Origin of the sequence: Streptomyces sp. NPDC051172 (assembly GCF_040682555.1) — a bacterium.
In the GTDB taxonomy this organism is placed as follows: domain Bacteria; phylum Actinomycetota; class Actinomycetes; order Streptomycetales; family Streptomycetaceae; genus Streptomyces.
On the sequence record NZ_JBFBBE010000168.1, the window covers coordinates 1 to 16052 of the forward strand.

The window sequence follows — 16052 nt, forward strand, 5'->3', positions numbered from 1 at the left end:
TGGCCCGCGCGCCCAACAGCCTTGGGGGGGGTGGACTCGCGTCCCGTCTCCCCCCCCCCACCTCTCTTGGATCAGGACCTGTGTGAACATCGACGTACTGCGCTGGCTACAAGCCCAGCTCGGCCCCGAAACCGACCCCGACGACCTCGCCGCCCGCTACGAGCGACTGCGCTCGGCCAGAGCGGTAGCTCTGGAGGTCATTCATGAGCGCCTCGCCGCACTCCTCGCCGAGCCGTTGAAGGTCACGGTCAACGGAGTCGCCACCGTCGACAACTCGGCCAACGTGTCCGCCCTGGAACGCCGTGCAGCACTGATCGTTGATGAGGCCGCGCCCGACGAGCCGGTCACCGCGGACCACGGCCTGCTGACCGCTGTTCCGTTGTGCGCCAGACTCCGATGGTGAACGCGTTCTCGTTTCCCGGACCAGGTGGTGACCGACGGCCCCGACGCGCCTACTCGGAGGGTGCGTGCCTGGGTTGGGACCGGGGCGTTCAATGGGCACAAGAGGCAACGGACAACAGCTTGCCCACCCAGTGGGGCAGTCGAGCGCGAGGAAGGCCGACAACTATCCACAGCCTGTGGATAGTCACGGCGAGGGTTGCGAGAGATGCCGTACGACGGCTCGCCCGAGTGATCGAAGAATCCACATGCGTGACGCGTTCTGGATGCCAGATAGTGGCTGCATGGATCCGGTCGTCGTCGCCCGCGCCGTCGTAGAGGAACGGCACCCTGCCGCCCGAGCAGCGTTTCTCGGAGGCAGCGTGCTGACGGAACACCGCACGCCCTTGTCCGACTTGGACATCGTGGTGCTGTTGCACGGCACGCCCGCTCCGTACAGAGAGAGCCTCCAGTACGGTGACTGGCCCGTGGAGCTCTTCGTGCACACCGAAGAGTCCTGGCACGAATTCGTGGATCGGGAAATCCGCAAGCGCCGGTCCCCGCTGCTGTGGATGTGCGCGGACGGCGAGTTGCTCTTCGACGTGGATGGGCTCGGCGCGAGTGTGGCTGCCGAAGCGAGGAAGCTGGCCCTAGCGGGTCCGCCTGCGGCGACAGTGGAGGAGATCGAGGATTTCCGTTATGGCATCACGGATCTCCTGGACGATCTCGCCGGGTGTACCGCTCAGGGTGAGCGGCTGTTCATCGCGACAGAGCTGGCGAGACGGACGAGCGAACTGGCACTGGCGCTCGGCGGGTCATGGGGTGGTGGCGGGAAGTGGCTGGCACGTCGCCTAGATGACACGGCACCTGGCCTCAATGCGCGCCTGCACCACGCTGTCCGTGAGGCGTTGAACGGGCAGTCCGAAGCCCTTGCTGGCGTCGTTGAAGACGTCCTGGCCCCTGCTGGCGGGCGACTGTGGATCGGGTATCGGCGCAGTGGAACTCCGTGACTGGCGGGGACGGGCTGCGGTGACCCCGATCGGCACCGTAGGCGGCTCGTCGGCTCTACCGTGGAGCGATGGCTGAAGCTGTGCAGGGTCGCGCTGCGTTCCAGGTGTTGGTGCTGCCGTACTGGCAGACTGAGGGAGGGCTGCTCTACGCCTTGTTCCGTCGCCTGGACGGCGCCTACTGGCAAGGGGTCGCTGGTGGTGGTGAGGCGGGAGAAACACCGCTCCAGGCCGCCAGGCGAGAGGCCGCCGAAGAGGCAGGCCTGGCCGGCAACTTCGAGTTCATCGAACTGAATGCGCAGGCGACGATTCCAGTGGAGAGTGTCACTGGCGCGTTCACGTGGGGGCCGGAGGTTTTGGTGGTTCCTGAGCATGCGTTCGGCGTCCGTGCCGACGCATCGGAGTTGGTGCTGTCCAGCGAGCACACCGAGTACAGCTGGTTTTCCCTCAACAGGGCAATGTCGGCGGTGCGTTGGGATTCCAACCGTACAGCGTTGTGGGAACTTAACCACCGTCTCCGCCACGGCAGGGTGTCTCGAGAGTCTTGATGGCCATGGGGACGGTGAAGCTGCTCCGCCGGACCCATGGTCTCGACGGCTGTGGACCCGCCCGCCCTGTCGCCTGTGAGCCGACAAGCCCCCTCCGTTTCCTGCGTGGTCAGATTGCCCAGCCGCGGCGTTCGGCGAGCCAGCGCAGGGTGACTTCGCCGCACCAGGTCTGGTGCTGGCGGATGTACGGGGACCAGTCGGCTGGGGGCTGGGCTCCGGAGACGAGGAAGAATCCTGAGAGGGCGGCGAGTGCGGAATCGAGCTGCTCGTCGTCGACTCCGCGGCCCGTGGGGTGGTGCTTGAAGAGGCTGGTGGCGTCGTGGCCGTCAGCGTGTGCAGTGGCGAGGAGAAGCGTGAGGTCGAACCAACTCGCGGCGATGCAGAGCCAGTTCCAGTCGCAGATCCATGCGGCACCGTTGGTGGCGATCAGGATGTTGTCCTGGCGGAGATCGTGGTGGAGGGCTGCATTGCCAGCGACGGCTTGGCGCCAGGGGGTTTCGAGCTCGGCGAGGTCGTCCAGCCGGTGTGTGGGCGTCCAGGTCGGCAGGAGGTTTGGGCTGGTGGTGCCGCCTGCGAGATCACGCCAGTCGGAGAAGTCGCTGCCGTCGCCGATCGGTTTGAGGCCGACCGCCTGGAGTGCCTGAGTGGGCGTGGCAAGCGCCTCGGCTGTGACGGTGTAGGCGTCGAGGGTTGAGGCAAGCTCGTCGGCCTTCCAGGGATCGGCGGGCATACGGCCGCCGTGGATGGCGTCGAAGCCGAGGAGGACCCACCCGTCTTCCGTCTCTTCGGCCCACCGCAAGCGAGGCGCGGGCACCCCGCCTGGCAGGGCTCGGTTGATCAGGGCCTCGCGCCGGTAGGAGTCGGCGACCACTGCGTTGTCCCCGGCGTTGACGGCCTTGACGAACATCAGACCATCGGCCCCGCGGAGCACAGCAGCGAAGCCGCTGGTGAACCCGCTTCCGGCACTCGGCCCCGCCTCCACCGTGCCGCCCAGGCGTCGGGTTACGAGGCCACGGATGTGTGGCGGAAGGGCGGCCCAGGTCGGGCGTACGGCGGTGGCGCTGTACTCGAGACGCGGGGTGATGTTGTTCGGCATTCCCTCAGGGTGAGGGCAGCGCATCCGTCTGCGCGACGGATTTCTGTGATCGTCTCGGCCGACGCTTTCTGTGGCGGCCAGCAGCTCGCGGGCCGTGTCCGCGACGGTGCGGCTATCGGTCAGGGACAAATCGCTGGTGTGGCGTTCCGGGCTCTCCGTATCCTCGGGTGCAACGCGTTGAAGGAGACGAGTAGCCGCAGGATCACGCGGGCCGAGAGAGCTGCCGGTAGCTGTGAAGGCAGTGTCGCGCCCTACGGCGAAGACCCTCCCGAGTGCGGGAAGGAACGGCCTCTGCTGTGGGTCCGATGTCCCGCCGGCTGGCCCCCGTTACCGGGTCTGGAAAGGCCGCTCCCTTCTTGGTGGCGGTGAAGGCGTGGTGGTACCGCGAGTCCCCTTCTCGCCCACGCCCCCAAGGGATCATGACGACGCCCTTGGAGGGCCGAGATGATCCACACCATGAGCCGCGTCTTGGTCGCCGAGCTGCGACAGCATGTCGGCGACACCGTCTCCGTCTGCGGGTGGGTGAACACGCTCCGCCTTCAGCGCAGGATGCAATTCCTCGTCGTACGCGACCACACTGGCCTGGTCCAGGTGACTCATCGCCGTGCAGGCGCGGGCGACGCGATCGAGGCGGCATTGGAGACCCTCACGGCCGAGTCTGCGGTCAGAATTACCGGCAGTGTGGTCGACAACCCGATCGTGAAGCTCGGCGGTCTGGAGGTCGTGCCCGATCGGGTCGAGGTCCTGAACAAGGCTGAGGCGTCTCTGCCGATCGACGAGCACACCGGCCTGGACCATCGTCTGGACTGGCGGTTCCTTGACGTACGGCTTCGCCCGCAGGCGCAGCTGCTGTTCGCGGTTCAGACGACCTTCGAGCAGGGCCTGCGCGAATACGCGTACGGCCAGGGATGCACCGAGATGCACACCCCCAAGCTGATGGGTACCGCGTCGGAGTCCGGCGCGGAGGTGTTCGAGGTCGGCTACTTCGGCCGGTCCGCGTACCTGGCGCAGTCACCGCAGTTCTACAAGCAGATGGCCATCGCCGCCGGCATCGACAGGGTCTTTGAGATCGGCCCCGTCTTCCGCGCCGAGCCGTCGTTCACGTCCCGGCACGCGACCGAGTTCACCGGCGTCGACGTGGAGCTTGCCTGGATCACGGACGTCGAGGACGTGATGCGGTTCGAGGAGCGCATGCTCGCGCACGGTCTGGCCAAGGTCGCTGAGCGGCACGGGGAAGCGATCCGTGCGGTGTTCGGGGTCGAGGTGCAGGTGCCCGTGGTGCCGTTCCCGCGGGTCGCCATGGCCAAGGCCCAGGAGATCTTGCGTGGCACAGGCTGGGCCCCGGAGGCCGCGAAGGGAGACCTGGACCCTGAGGGCGAGCGTCGTCTCGCGGCGCACATCCGCGGGACGACGGGGCACGAGTTCGCGTTCATCACGCACTACCCGACGAGCGTCCGGCCCTTCTACCACATGCGCCCAGCCCATCAGCCCGACGTGACGCTGAGTTTCGACCTGCTGTGGAAGGGCCTGGAGATCACTACCGGGGCTCAGCGCGAACACCGCTACGAGGTGCTGGTCAAGCAGGCCGCGGAGAAGGGCATGAGCACCGAGGCACTGCAGGACTACCTGAACGCTTTCCGGTACGGCTGCCCTCCACATGGCGGCCTCGGAATGGGCCTGGGCCGGGTGCTGATGCTGATGCTTGGACTGGACTCGATCCGCGAGGCCACATTCCTGTTCCGTGGCCCGAACCGCCTGACTCCGTAGACGAGTTCATGCCAGGGGGTGTGGCTCTCCAGCAGTGAGCTCACCGTTCAAGGCATGAGCTGGCCAGCGTACGTCCTCATCGCCGGACGAAGTCCTCACGCTGAACGAGCCGCACCCCCTCGGATTCAGGCAGCCCGGGCGCTGTCAGTGGCAACGTATAGCGTGCTCGGATCACCGCGTACGACGCGATAGGGGATCTACATGGAGTTCCGGATCGAGCGGGGCGTACTCGCAGATGCCGTGGCATGGGCGGCCAGATCGCTGCCGGCCCGTACGCCCGTGCCCGTGCTGGGCGGACTGTTGCTGGACGCCCGCGAGGGGCGGCTGCGCGTATCGGGCTTCGACTACGAGGCGTCGGCTGACATCGAGGTGGCGGCGGAGACATCGACTCCCGGCCAGGTGCTCGTGCTCGGGCGCAGACTGCTCGACATCTGCAAGGTGTTGCCCGATGCCATGGTGCAGTGTGCGCTGGAAGGTGCGCGCTTCACGATGGACGGGGGCGGGACGCGCTTCGGGCTGTCGACGCTCCCCACGCAGGAGTACCCGGCGCTGCCCGAGCTTCCGGCCTGGCGGGGAGTGGTGGATGCTGCCGAGTTCGCGGCCGCCGTCGGGCAGGTGGTGATCGCGGCGGGCCGTGACGACACGCTTCCGGCGCTCACGGGGATCCAGGTCCGGCTGGATGGCGATTCGATGACGCTGGCTGCCTCGGACCGATACCGGTATGCCGTGCGTACGCTGTCCTGGAAGCCGGAGGAAACCGAGTATGAGGCTGTCGACGTAGTAGTGCCCGGCCGCAGGCTGACCGAGGTCTCCCGTTCGCTTGCGAAATCCGGATCGATCCGTGTCGGGCTGAAAGGCTCGGGCAGCGGTCTGATCGCCTTTGAGGGAGCTGGGATGCGTACAACGCTGCGGCTGTTGGAAGGACGGCTGCCGCGCTACGACACGCTGTTCGCGCTGGACGGTCCGGCAGTCGCGGTCGCGCAGCGGGAGCCACTTGCTGACGCGGTCCGCCGTGTCGCGGTCGTCGCGGAGCCGAACAGTCCTATCCGGCTCGACTTTTCCGCCCAGGGCACTGTTCTGCTGCAGGCCGGGTATGAGGACGATGTCGCTTCGCAGCAGCTCGCGGCCACCTTGAGCGGCGCTGATGACATGGCGGTCGCGTTCAATCCCGCTTACCTGCTGGAAGCTCTCACCTCTTTCAGCACCCCTCAAGTTGCCTTCGAACTCCTGGGCCCTGGGCAGCGGGCGTTGCTGAGCGGCGTCGCGGAGGACGATCACAGTGTGCGCGATGAACATCGCCATCTACTCATGTCTGTACGCCAGTTGAGCTGACGGCCAAAACGACCTCACTCGACATACCTGTACGGGTTGGCTTCGACGTTCACAAGCTTCACGAGAAGTGCCCGGTCGTGCGCGCCGAGGGTGAGGTCAAGCAGAGCCGCCTGGATCTGTGCGACATCACCGCTCGGACGCTGAGTATGGGCCTGGCCTTCTCGGGATCGACGCACCCGACCGTATGTGACTCGCGAGCGCCCACTACTGGAAGAGCCCGGCATTGGGTGCGGAGCCATGGCCTATGCGGCCTGGGCAGGAAGGAGCATCGGTCCTGTGAGGTCGGCGGGCACGTCCAGACCGTGCAGCAGCACGATGATGCGGTCGATGTTGGTCAGGCGCCGCTGCCCGGACTCCAGCATCGACAGGAACGGCTGGCTAAGACTCGTCAGGAGAGCCATGTCTTCCTGACGGAGTTGGCCGCGCTCGCGTACGAGTTGACAGAGCCTGCCGAAGTCGCGCTGCAGTAGGGCGTCTTGCACGTCTCTTTGGGACCAGACTTGGGCCGGGACAGTGGGGTGTGCTGGATGCGATGCCGTCCTGCTGCGGTTGCAGCCGGAACAGACTTTGTCGCTGTTGTACCGGCTCAGGCGGCACCCGCAGGTGGTACACCGGCGAATACCCCACGCGGCTTCGGCTACCTCGGTCGTTCGCGGCCCCGACACTGTGATCGTCTCCCTTGCCGAGTGTTCAACTGTGGCTCCGGCCAGTCCTCTGCCGGTGTGGGTCCCATCACATCTGCGATCGGTGTCGCGGAGTATCACTGGCGCTTGGTGAAGGCGCTCATCATCGGACGACGTGACTTTTCAACATCCGCTTACACATGAGTTCGCTCGGGGCAGACTTAGAGTCCCGATCATGGTGAGTAGTGGGCAGGCGGTAGTCGTGGCGAAGAGGCGTGCGGGGTGGCGTCCGGACCAGCTTCGTGCCATGCGCGAAGCACATGGCTTGACGCTTGAGGGTGCCGGCGAGCGGCTACGTGAAGTGGCGCGCGCTGCCGGACTCACGGTGCCAGCGGCGAACTTTCAGACGCTGTGGCAGCATGAGCAGGGCGAGGTCTACCCAGGCCCTCACTACCGCCGGGCCTACTGCCTTCTCTACCGTTCCACCGAACCCGAGTTGGGGTTCCGCAAGGCCCTGCCGGGTGAGCAGACGCAGCTGAAGCTCACCCCGGCGGAGGTGGAGCCACTCGGTGACCACGTCCTGGCCGTCGAGCGCGCGGTGCTGCAGATTGCGCCGGGTGATGGCGCCAAAAGCAACGGTCAGCAAGTTCAGCAGCGGATCATTGATGCGTGGAAGCGTCGTCACACTGGCGGCGACCCGAATCGGCCCACGCTTTTGTTGGTGGGGGGATTCGCCGGAAGCGGGAAGTCGGAGTTCTCGCGGTTCATTTCACGGCTCACCGGGTGGCCGGTCCTCGACAAAGACCCCATCACCCGCCCGCTTGTTGAGCGTCTGCTGGTCGAAATGGGCAGCGACCCCAATGACCGCCACTCCCCGGTATATCGGGAGAAAGTGCGGCCCCTGGAGTACCAGTGCTTGCTCGAGACCGCCTATGCCAACGTCGACTGCGCGATCAGCACGGTGCTCACCGCACCATTCGTCGCTGAAGTGAGCGACGTGCAGTGGATGCGCCGGCTGATCAACCGCTGCGAGGCGCGGGGCGTGACCGTGGCGGTCATCTGGATCCAGTGCGACATAGAAACCATGCACGAGTACATCAGCTTCCGCTCAGCAGCCCGCGACAGCTGGAAGTTGCAAAACTGGGACGAGTACGCCTCGACGGTGGACCCGGAACTACGGCCAGCAGTACCGCACTTGGTGGTCGACAACCGCCTCGGCGCGGCAATATCCCTGACCGATCAGGTTCGGCAAATATTCGGGACGGTATTCGCATGAAGCAGGGAATCCTGTTGTACGGTCCACCCGCGTCCGGGAAGGACACGATCACCGCGGCACTGTGCGAACTCAACCACATCTATGGCGCATTCGAGCGTCTGAAGATCGGTAGTGGCCGTACCCATGGCTATCGGATGGGCTCCATCGATCAGCTCACCGAGCTTGAGAAGCGCGGGGACGTCGTCTATAGCAATGACAGGTACGGCAACACGTACCTCGTGGATCGTCCGGGACTTGCCCTGGCCATGCAGGACGGGTCCATTCCCATCCTGCATCTCGGGCAGGTTGCGGGCCTTGAGGCGGTGGTGGACGGATTTCCTGCCTCGTGGACCAGTGTGTTGCTGTGGTGTTCGCGGGAAAGCACCGAGGTCCGTTCCAAAGAACGCGGTGACAGCGACACTGAGGCCCGTCTAGCCGCCTGGGACGCTACGGCCAGGGACATCGAGGCCACGCCCGCGTTCACTTGGGACCTGCGGCTCGACACCGACTCCGTTTCCCCCGCAGAGGCGGCGCAAGAGATTCATCTTCTGATTCGCCGAGGCATTTGACCGCTGGCGAACTACGCGAGCCCCTACGTTTCCTCGCGCTCCCCACACTCGTGGTCGGCGTGCAGGAGCGAGAGAGCCTCGGCGATGGTGAGCTCGCGCTCTCGCGCCTCCGACCACCGGCTGAGGACTTGGCTGGTTGCTCGCATTAGGTCATCCGGCAGCCCGGCCTCCCGCAACAGGGCTGCTGCATCGTCGAGTTCCGGACCCCAGCGCCAGGCGCGGGATGCTGTCTTGGGAATGTAGGCGGTCTCCGTCAGGTAGCTGCCGCCCCGTTTCCGGGCGATCTCGAGGAGTTCGTCGGCAACGCCCCTGGCATCGGCGACACCATAGGCGAGCGCCGCCAGGACGCGCGAGGCCTTCTGGTAGCTCGAGTACGCCAGCTTCAGAGCGGAGGCCGCTCCCACCTCCGTACCCAGCACTTTGGTCTTCACGTCAGTCCCGCTGAACAGTTCCGTGGCCTGCGTGCAACCGTGGGGGTCTCCGGACAGATACAGCGTGGGCTGCTTGCCGCTCACGGGCGGGGAGCCGACCACTGCGCCGTCGACGACAACAGTGCCGGGAAGCAGTTCTGCGATGGTCCTGACACGGTGTGGCGTGATCGCATTCGCTTCGATGTACATCTGGCCGTCGAACCCGCAGGAAGCCACCTGTTGTGCGACATCCACCGCGGAGGCAGGCGGGCACAGGGACAGCAGCACATCGGCGCGCTCCACCATCTGCGCGAGGTTCTGTACGCCTTCGAGGCCGGCGTTCTCGGCCCGGGCCCGAGACCGGCTGCTGCGACCGTCCGTGCACCACAGCACCTTCACGTTGTGCCTGCGTAGTTGGGTACCAAAGGCGGCGCCCATGTTGCCGGGGTGCAGGAGCCCAACCGTGATCACTGGCGATCTCATCACGCTGTCCTCAGCCTGCCGTGGTGAGCAGGAGGTCGATTGCTTGGCCTACATCATCGGTGACGTGATCCGGCGCTTTGTCTCCTCCGGGCCATGGCCTGCTGCCGCTGATCCAGATGGTGCGCAGTCCTGCCGCTTCGCCGCCACGGATATCGGTGTCCACACCGTCGCCCACCATCCAGCCGCCGAGCGTGAGATCGGCTCCACAAGCGGCAGCTGCCTTCTCGAAGATCGCGATACCCGGCTTCCGTTCGCCGACTTCCTCAGAGGTGCACACCGCATCAACGTGATCTGCGATCCCCGACTTGGCCACTTTGACGGTCTGGATCTCGGTCCCGCCGTTCGTGGCGACGACGACCTTCCAGCCGGTGCGTCGGAGCATGGACAGGCCCTCGAGCACATGAGGGGGGCAAGTGACCGAGCGAGCCATATACGCGAAATAGTCGCGCCAGAGCTTCTCGGGGTCAGGCTCAAGGTCATGTTCTGAGCGGATCGCCTTGAAGGTGTCGGGGCAAGCGCGCTCCCCCAGCAGTTGGAGCAGGCGGTCCTGAGCATGCTCATCCAGGGCGTACTGCGCGCAGAAGGTGGTGATCCAATCCGCCAAGGGGCCTTGCCGATCAAGGAGTGTGTTGTCGAGATCGAAGATGACCAGCCGCTGCATGGAAGCAGACCTTACGGGACCCATGGGAAGTCGAGACAGGCAAGCGTGCCGCACGGTCTCCGGAGCATCGGCCCTTTTCACCAAGCCTCGCCCAGCGAGGGCAGCCCGTCGGCCAGGAAATGGTGAGGACACAGCCAGTCATCAGCGCACGCATCCTGCCGAGCCACTCGGGGCGACACGCTCGACACGGCTACTGGGCGTGTCCTGATTGGTGGAGCATACGGCCGATGCGTCAGGCTTTGATGCCATGACGCTCTTCTATGTGGTGCAGCATGCGGAGAAGGTGCAGCAGCCCGGTGATCAACAGCTCACCGCGCTCGGCCGATCTCAGGCTGCTCGGACTGCTCAATGGCTCAGCTCGCTTGGTCTGCGTGCGGTAGTGAGCAGCCCCTTGCGGCGCGCTCGGGAAACAGCGGAAGCAGTTGTCGCTGAGACTGGGCTCGAACTCCAGGTAGATCCCCGACTGCGGGAACGGGCGAATTGGGAGGAGGGCCAGTCCTTCGAGGAGTTCATGGCCGACTGGGCCAAGTCCGTGCGGGACCGCGACTACGTGCCGCGGAACGGCGTCTCCTCACGCGAGGCTGGCGGCCAGTTCCGTGCGTTTCTCCTCGACTACGCCTCCAAGCCGGGGCCGATCGCGGTGACCACGCATGGGGGCGTCACTGTGGACCTGCTGCGGACGCTGCTCGGCGATGAGGCAGTGACGTCAGAGTTGCTGGACGAGGGAGTTCCCTCCTGCGCGGTCACCACGTTGGAGGACCTGGAGGTCATCGACATCGCGTCGACGAAGCATCTGGAATAGGGACGCTCGCTGGGCACGGGATGCGGCTCGGGAAGTCGCTCAGGCACCCAGGTCTGCCGCCTCCCGTGCCGGCTGCCTGCCTTTGCGCTATGCCCAGCCCCGTTCCCCAGGCAAGGTGGACCGGAGTCCACGATCCCTTTTGTGCATGGACGGCTGGTGGTGCGCTCGGGAAGTTTGAGGATGGCCGTCGTTTCGCTCAGCGCCGCAGTTGAGGAGAACCTAGCGGTCGCGATCTACCCAGGTGACGGAATGACGCCAGATCCGCACGAACGACGATCCCACCAGCGAAGCCCTGTCGACGCGAAGGGCAGCCGCCGACGACACGGCCGTCGCACGACCCGCAGTTCGCAGCGCGGCCAGCGGACCTCTCTGCCACCAAGCCCACACCCCGTGACAAGCAGCAGGCACGGGCGGGGCATGGACATATCACAGCGGTGATGTGCTCAATCTTCGCCCGTGCGTCACGCTTGGCATCCGATCGGTGACAGCTCATTGACATCCCGTCGTCGTGACAAGGGTGGGCTCATGCAGAAAGCAGTCGGGGCAATCAAGCGGCTTGTAGCGAAGTGGATTGCGACTAACGAGGCACACCGCCATCTCAACAAAGAACCGGTCCCTCCTCTCTCTCTGGAGTGGTCCTGTGAGCCCGCCTGGGAGCCTTGGACCGCAGCGCGACAAATTGAGACTGTTCCTTTTGCGCGCAGGCCAATTCGCGACGTAGCTCAGGGCCGTGTCTCGACGACCAGTTACCCGCTGACATGAACAGGGCCATGAACGTACTCGGAGTATCTGCGTACTTCCACGACAGCGCCGCCTGCCTGATCCGCGATGGCGAAATCGTCGCGGCTGCCCAGGAGGAGGCCTTCACACGGCGCAAGCACGACCAGTCTTTCCCTGCGCAAGCTGCGCAGTGGTGCCTGCAGTCCGCCGGCATCGATTGGTCAGATATCGACTGGTTCGCCTACTACGAGTTGCCGTTGCTCAAGATGCGCAGGGTGTTGGCTTCAGCAGCAGCAACCGGACAGCAGGATCTGATTCGCGGAACGGACCTCTGGGCACAGCTCAACGTCAGCAGCAGGCGCGATGTCGGGGCGATGTTCCCTCCAGGCCGGCGCTCTGGGCGTGTGCTCGCGGTGGAACATCATCTGTCTCATGCAGCCTCTGCGTTCTTCCCGAGCCCTTTCGATGAGGCCGCGGTCGTGACCATTGATGGCGTTGGTGAGTACACGACGACATCGGTGAGTCTTGGACGAGATCACACGCTCACGCCCCTGCGACGACAGGCGTTCCCTCACTCTCTTGGCCTGTTCTACTCAGCTTTCACTCACTATTGCGGTTTTCGCGTGAACAGCGGCGAGTACAAGCTGATGGGCCTCGCCCCCTACGGCACGCCGCGCTACAGCGCACTGATCGAAGACCACATCATCCGGATACACCACGATGGCGCATTCCGGCTGAATATGGACTACTTCGACTTCCTGAACCCTTCCTCCCAGCGGTTGTCAACGGATCGGCTTGAAGACCTGCTGGGCCGTCCCCGCCGCTCTGAAGAGACCGATATCGACGAGTTCTATGCCGATGTTGCAGCGTCAGCGCAGGCCACCTTCGAGAAGGCGGTCGTTCGAATCACTCGCTACGCGCGATCTGCGACAGGAGCAACCAACCTGTGCCTGGCAGGAGGTGGTGCGCTCAACTGCGTTGCGAACAGCAAGATTCAGGCCGAGAGCGGCTTTGAAGGGATCTGGGTTCAGCCAGCGGCAAGCGATGCAGGCGGATCTCTCGGCGCTGCTTCGTACGTTTGGCACCAGCGGCTGGCAAACCGACGTCGCCCCGCGGGGAAGGACGCCATGCAAGGTTCGCTCCTCGGCCCGTCGTTCGACAACGGGACCATCCGCAGCTACCTCGACAGCATTGGTGCCGAGTACAGCCAGGTCGATGAAGATGATCTGATCCGCACTGCAGCCGAGCTGCTTGCCGAGGGGAAGATCATCGCTTGGTTCCAGGGAAGGCAGGAGTTTGGCCCGCGGGCGCTCGGTAGTCGTTCCATCCTCGGAGATCCGAGATCGCCGAATCTGCAGCGGCATCTCAATCTGGCAGTGAAGAACCGGGAATCGTTCCGACCGTTCGCACCCGCAGTACCTGTTGAGGATGCGAAGGACTACTTCGACGCTCCGGCCGACTCGCCCTACATGCTGTTCGTAGCACCCGTCAGGAAGGACCTTCGGGTGCCGTTGTCCAGCACAGGCGAGAATGTCAGGCCCGAGGAGCGTGTTGGACAGATTCGCAGCACTCTGCCGGCCATCACTCATGTTGACCATTCGGCGCGCCTTCAGACAGTCGACCGCGCCACCCATCCATTGTTTTGGGACCTGCTTCGCGCCTTCGGCGACATAACAGGAACCCCAGTGCTAGTGAACACATCGTTCAACGTTAGGGGCGAACCCATAGTTTGTACCCCCGAAGATGCCATGAAGACGTTTCTACGCACAGAGATTGACTATCTGTGCATGGGAAACAACATTCTGGATCGCCAGAAACAGTCGGCCGTCGACATCACCATCTCCCCTGTCGCGGACCTGGACTGAGTGACGCAGCATGAGGCCTCTCGACATGTACTATCAGGCGCTCTCACTCATAGCACCCCGCACACCCATGGTGCGCTCAAGAGCCCTGAATAACGCACTGCATGGGATTCCTTACACGCGTCTCAGAAAGCCGCGTCTGGGAATGTTCCAGCCGGACTCCATACTTGGCTGGTCGCACGTTGAGGGAGCTGAGGCAATCCACCCCTCCTTCGAGTTTCGCGCACGATACAAAATCGACGAGGCCGGCAGGCGTGAAACTGGCTACCGCGGTGAATCGGCAGATCTCGCGGTCCTGGGCTGCTCTTGGACTTTCGGGCACGGGGTCAACGACAATGACACTTTCGCCGCTCGAATGTTCAGACAACAGGGCATACCTGTCCACAATTACGCATGCATGGGCTATGGGCCCACTCAAGCCTATCTCCAGCTACTCCATCGAGTGGACCTGATGCGGGTCCTGGCGAACGATGGCGTCGTTGCATACTTTTGGGTCCCGGACCAACTCATGCGAGCTTGGCGCCGATCGGAGTGGATCGCCCTGAATTCATGGGTAAACCCACACGGGCCCAGCCACCCTGTGTTTGATCTAGACCGTCAAGGGCTCCGCCATGTTGGACTCGTTGGGCAAGAAGGAGCCAGAGTCGACCCGCCACTTCTGCCGGGGGTTGTCGAGCGGACAGAGTGGCAAGTAACCGTCCTCCTCATTAGGGCGATGCATGAACTGGTCGCAGCAGCTGGGCGCCATTTCATAGTTGTGGTACCACCTCTTCCTGACCGGAAGTACGACCGGGCCACTGGACAGAAGCTGGCCGGACTGTTGGCGGCGAGCAGAGTTCCCTGCATAGATATGAGCCGCGAGGGAAATTCCAGGCGTAGCGACAGCAATGCAATGTTCTACCGGTTCGACGAGCACCCAACTGCTACTTGGCATGCAATTGTCGCCGATTCCCTGGCGAAGGTAATCCTCAAAGACCCCGCTGTACGAGAGAGCTGAGGCAAGGACCCATGATGAACTCATCGACTGTCATCGATCTTGAGCCGGCACGTCGCCTGGTGGACCGGCACTTGGCGCACGAGGCTCCGTTCGAAGTCGCCATCAACTCTCTGAACCTCACCATCTTCCCTGGAGTGTTCTGCCCTGCGTACACCAAGACCAGCGCGTTCCTCGCGAAGCACGTTCGGGTTGCCCCGGGTGAGACTGTCCTCGATGTCTTCAGCGGATCCGGCTACCAGGGGTTGCTGACCGCGGGAGCCGCCGCCAAGGTGGTTTGCGTCGACACCTCCCCCGAGGCGGTTCGCTGCGTGATGGCCAACGCCGAGAGCCAGCAGGTGTCGGACAGGGTTACTGCCCTGGTGGGCGACCTCTTTGACCCGGTGACCGAGCGGTATGACGTCGTCATCGCGAACCCCCCACTTCTACCTGGCGTTCCGGCCAACGCAATTGAAGCCGCGATCTTTGACCCCGATCTCATTCACTCCAAGCGGTTCCTTGAGCAGGTCGGTGACTACCTGACTGCCCAAGGACGGGCCTACCTGATCGCCACCGATGCTCACAAGGACATGGGGATCCTCGACGTCATCGCCTACAGCGAGGCGTGCGGTCTCAACGCATCGGCCATCGCCCACCTGCCCCTTCCGTACGAGACCTACACCGTCTATCGGATCAACTCGCCGAGGTCTCACTGATGGCGCGCATCGTTGCCACAGCCGAGAACTTCGCCTTCGGTCCCGCCGGCAAGCTCGTCACCGTTGCGGAGAGGCTTTCACAGCAGGGCCACCGGCTCACATTCGTCGGGTATGGCACAGCCTTCCAACTTGCCAGGCGTTCGAGCTTTTGGGAGGACGTCGTGGAGCGAGATACCGACGGGGAGAACTTCAGCCGGTACTGCGAAGGTTCTCTTCGTGACTTCGACCTCTTACTCTCGTGCGTAGATCGCTCGAGTGCCATAGAAGGCAAGAGACTGGACGTGCCCGTCGTCTGGCTCGATCCCCTCTCCTGGTGGTGGGATGAGGTGCCGGACTGGGTCTCCGATCTCGACTTGCGGATCACGCAGCGGAGCATTGGTTCAGAATCGGCAGGCTACGCGTCTCAACAGCGCAGCAACCACGTCGTTGTGGGGCCAATCGTCGAGTCGATTCCTCGCCTGGAACCCGCGTCGAGCACCACTGATCTGCTCGTCAACTTTGGCGGCGGAGAAGCAGCAGGCTGGTACGAGTTGGGCAAGGACAGCAACTATCCCCTTATCGTAGTTGAAGCCCTGCATTCACACGTCGATATGACGAGATTTAGCTCGGTCACCATCGCTGGTGGCGAACGGTTTGTGTCCGAATGTAGGCGACGGTGGCCTGACAGCCCGTACTCATTCGAGTGTCTAGGGCATCAGGAGTTTCTGGAACGACTTTCATCTTCCTGCGCCTTCCTGACCGTGCCAGGGCTTGAAGCAACGTCGCTTCCTTGATCGTTTCAGGATGACTGCGGTCGTGGTGTGAGTGGGTGGAGCTGGAGGGTGTAGGTGACGCGTTCGGTGGCGGGTTG

Annotated in this window: 16 protein-coding genes; 12 read left to right on the forward strand and 4 right to left on the reverse strand. The window is 64.0% G+C overall.

Going from position 1 to position 16052, the window contains the following annotated elements:
- Positions 1-82: 82 nt before the first annotated feature.
- The 3 genes from AB0N07_RS46060 (at position 83) to AB0N07_RS46070 (ending at position 1933) form a co-directional block, all read left to right on the forward strand.
- Positions 83-403: a hypothetical protein gene (locus tag AB0N07_RS46060; RefSeq protein WP_365846120.1), complete on the forward strand. Its 321-nt coding sequence runs from the start codon at positions 83-85 to the stop codon at positions 401-403.
- 280 nt (positions 404-683) lie between these two features.
- Positions 684-1388, forward strand: a complete 705-nt coding sequence (locus tag AB0N07_RS46065; RefSeq protein WP_365846122.1) for a nucleotidyltransferase domain-containing protein — start codon at positions 684-686, stop codon at positions 1386-1388.
- Positions 1389-1456: 68 nt separating this feature from the next.
- Positions 1457-1933: an NUDIX domain-containing protein gene (locus AB0N07_RS46070; protein ID WP_365846124.1), complete on the forward strand. Its 477-nt coding sequence runs from the start codon at positions 1457-1459 to the stop codon at positions 1931-1933.
- Between the two features lie 109 nt (positions 1934-2042).
- Here AB0N07_RS46070 and AB0N07_RS46075 read toward each other — a convergent pair whose 3' ends face one another.
- Positions 2043-3029, reverse strand: a complete 987-nt coding sequence (locus AB0N07_RS46075; RefSeq protein ID WP_365846126.1) for an aminoglycoside phosphotransferase family protein — start codon at positions 3027-3029, stop codon at positions 2043-2045.
- Positions 3030-3473: 444 nt separating this feature from the next.
- Here AB0N07_RS46075 and aspS point away from each other — a divergent pair, with 444 nt between their 5' ends.
- Entirely contained in the window at positions 3474-4796 is a 1323-nt protein-coding gene (gene aspS, locus AB0N07_RS46080; protein ID WP_365846128.1) for an aspartate--tRNA(Asn) ligase, read from the forward strand.
- Between the two features lie 201 nt (positions 4797-4997).
- Positions 4998-6128 (forward strand): DNA polymerase III subunit beta, encoded by a 1131-nt coding sequence (gene dnaN / locus AB0N07_RS46085; protein ID WP_365846130.1) that lies wholly within the window; start codon positions 4998-5000, stop codon positions 6126-6128.
- A gap of 242 nt (positions 6129-6370) precedes the next feature.
- Here dnaN and AB0N07_RS46090 read toward each other — a convergent pair whose 3' ends face one another.
- Positions 6371-6610 (reverse strand): helix-turn-helix transcriptional regulator, encoded by a 240-nt coding sequence (locus AB0N07_RS46090; protein WP_365846132.1) that lies wholly within the window; start codon positions 6608-6610, stop codon positions 6371-6373.
- 376 nt (positions 6611-6986) lie between these two features.
- On the opposite strand from AB0N07_RS46090, the gene AB0N07_RS46095 reads away from it, so the two are divergent.
- A complete protein-coding gene (locus AB0N07_RS46095; RefSeq protein ID WP_365846134.1) occupies positions 6987-8027 on the forward strand; it encodes an AAA family ATPase in 1041 nt (346 codons plus the stop codon).
- On the forward strand, positions 8024-8575 hold the full coding sequence (locus tag AB0N07_RS46100) for a guanylate kinase (RefSeq protein WP_365846136.1): 552 nt from the start codon (positions 8024-8026) through the stop codon (positions 8573-8575). The genes AB0N07_RS46095 and AB0N07_RS46100 overlap by 4 nt, the downstream gene beginning before the upstream one ends.
- Before the next feature lie 23 nt (positions 8576-8598).
- On the opposite strand, the gene AB0N07_RS46105 is transcribed toward AB0N07_RS46100, so the two are convergent.
- Positions 8599-9456 carry a DUF1932 domain-containing protein gene (locus AB0N07_RS46105; protein ID WP_365846138.1) on the reverse strand — a complete coding sequence of 286 codons (858 nt, stop codon included), beginning with the start codon at positions 9454-9456 and terminating at the stop codon, positions 8599-8601.
- A gap of 22 nt (positions 9457-9478) precedes the next feature.
- Entirely contained in the window at positions 9479-10129 is a 651-nt protein-coding gene (locus AB0N07_RS46110; RefSeq protein WP_365846140.1) for an HAD family hydrolase, read from the reverse strand.
- Positions 10130-10376: 247 nt separating this feature from the next.
- Between AB0N07_RS46110 and AB0N07_RS46115 the strand changes: the two genes are divergently transcribed.
- The 5 genes from AB0N07_RS46115 to AB0N07_RS46135 all read left to right on the forward strand — a co-directional run bounded on the left by AB0N07_RS46115 (position 10377) and on the right by AB0N07_RS46135 (position 15975).
- Positions 10377-10931 carry a histidine phosphatase family protein gene (locus AB0N07_RS46115; protein WP_365846150.1) on the forward strand — a complete coding sequence of 185 codons (555 nt, stop codon included), beginning with the start codon at positions 10377-10379 and terminating at the stop codon, positions 10929-10931.
- A 770-nt stretch (positions 10932-11701) separates the two neighbouring features.
- Positions 11702-13516 (forward strand): carbamoyltransferase, encoded by a 1815-nt coding sequence (locus AB0N07_RS46120; RefSeq protein WP_365846142.1) that lies wholly within the window; start codon positions 11702-11704, stop codon positions 13514-13516.
- Between the two features lie 712 nt (positions 13517-14228).
- Complete coding sequence (locus AB0N07_RS46125; protein ID WP_365846144.1) at positions 14229-14510, forward strand: hypothetical protein; 282 nt, start codon at positions 14229-14231, stop codon at positions 14508-14510.
- A 14-nt stretch (positions 14511-14524) separates the two neighbouring features.
- Positions 14525-15202, forward strand: coding sequence for a methyltransferase (locus AB0N07_RS46130; protein ID WP_365846146.1), 678 nt, complete (start codon positions 14525-14527; stop codon positions 15200-15202).
- Entirely contained in the window at positions 15202-15975 is a 774-nt protein-coding gene (locus AB0N07_RS46135; RefSeq protein ID WP_365846148.1) for a hypothetical protein, read from the forward strand. The genes AB0N07_RS46130 and AB0N07_RS46135 overlap by 1 nt, the downstream gene beginning before the upstream one ends.
- Positions 15976-16052: the final 77 nt, after the last annotated feature.

What these genes read in the sequence shown, in the direction of transcription:
- AB0N07_RS46095 (WP_365846134.1), top strand. Translation starts at nt 6,987, where the DNA reads ATGGTGAGTAGTGGGCAGGCGGTAGTCGTGGCGAAGAGGCGTGCGGGG.
- AB0N07_RS46115 (WP_365846150.1), top strand. Translation starts at nt 10,377, where the DNA reads ATGACGCTCTTCTATGTGGTGCAGCATGCGGAGAAGGTGCAGCAGCCC.
- AB0N07_RS46130 (WP_365846146.1), top strand. Translation starts at nt 14,525, where the DNA reads ATGAACTCATCGACTGTCATCGATCTTGAGCCGGCACGTCGCCTGGTG.
- AB0N07_RS46135 (WP_365846148.1), top strand. Translation starts at nt 15,202, where the DNA reads ATGGCGCGCATCGTTGCCACAGCCGAGAACTTCGCCTTCGGTCCCGCC.
- AB0N07_RS46120 (WP_365846142.1), top strand. Translation starts at nt 11,702, where the DNA reads ATGAACGTACTCGGAGTATCTGCGTACTTCCACGACAGCGCCGCCTGC.
- AB0N07_RS46065 (WP_365846122.1), top strand. Translation starts at nt 684, where the DNA reads ATGGATCCGGTCGTCGTCGCCCGCGCCGTCGTAGAGGAACGGCACCCT.
- dnaN (WP_365846130.1), top strand. Translation starts at nt 4,998, where the DNA reads ATGGAGTTCCGGATCGAGCGGGGCGTACTCGCAGATGCCGTGGCATGG.
- AB0N07_RS46125 (WP_365846144.1), top strand. Translation starts at nt 14,229, where the DNA reads ATGCATGAACTGGTCGCAGCAGCTGGGCGCCATTTCATAGTTGTGGTA.
- aspS (WP_365846128.1), top strand. Translation starts at nt 3,474, where the DNA reads ATGATCCACACCATGAGCCGCGTCTTGGTCGCCGAGCTGCGACAGCAT.
- AB0N07_RS46070 (WP_365846124.1), top strand. Translation starts at nt 1,457, where the DNA reads ATGGCTGAAGCTGTGCAGGGTCGCGCTGCGTTCCAGGTGTTGGTGCTG.
- AB0N07_RS46100 (WP_365846136.1), top strand. Translation starts at nt 8,024, where the DNA reads ATGAAGCAGGGAATCCTGTTGTACGGTCCACCCGCGTCCGGGAAGGAC.
- AB0N07_RS46075 (WP_365846126.1), bottom strand. Translation starts at nt 3,029, where the DNA reads ATGCCGAACAACATCACCCCGCGTCTCGAGTACAGCGCCACCGCCGTA.
- AB0N07_RS46110 (WP_365846140.1), bottom strand. Translation starts at nt 10,129, where the DNA reads ATGCAGCGGCTGGTCATCTTCGATCTCGACAACACACTCCTTGATCGG.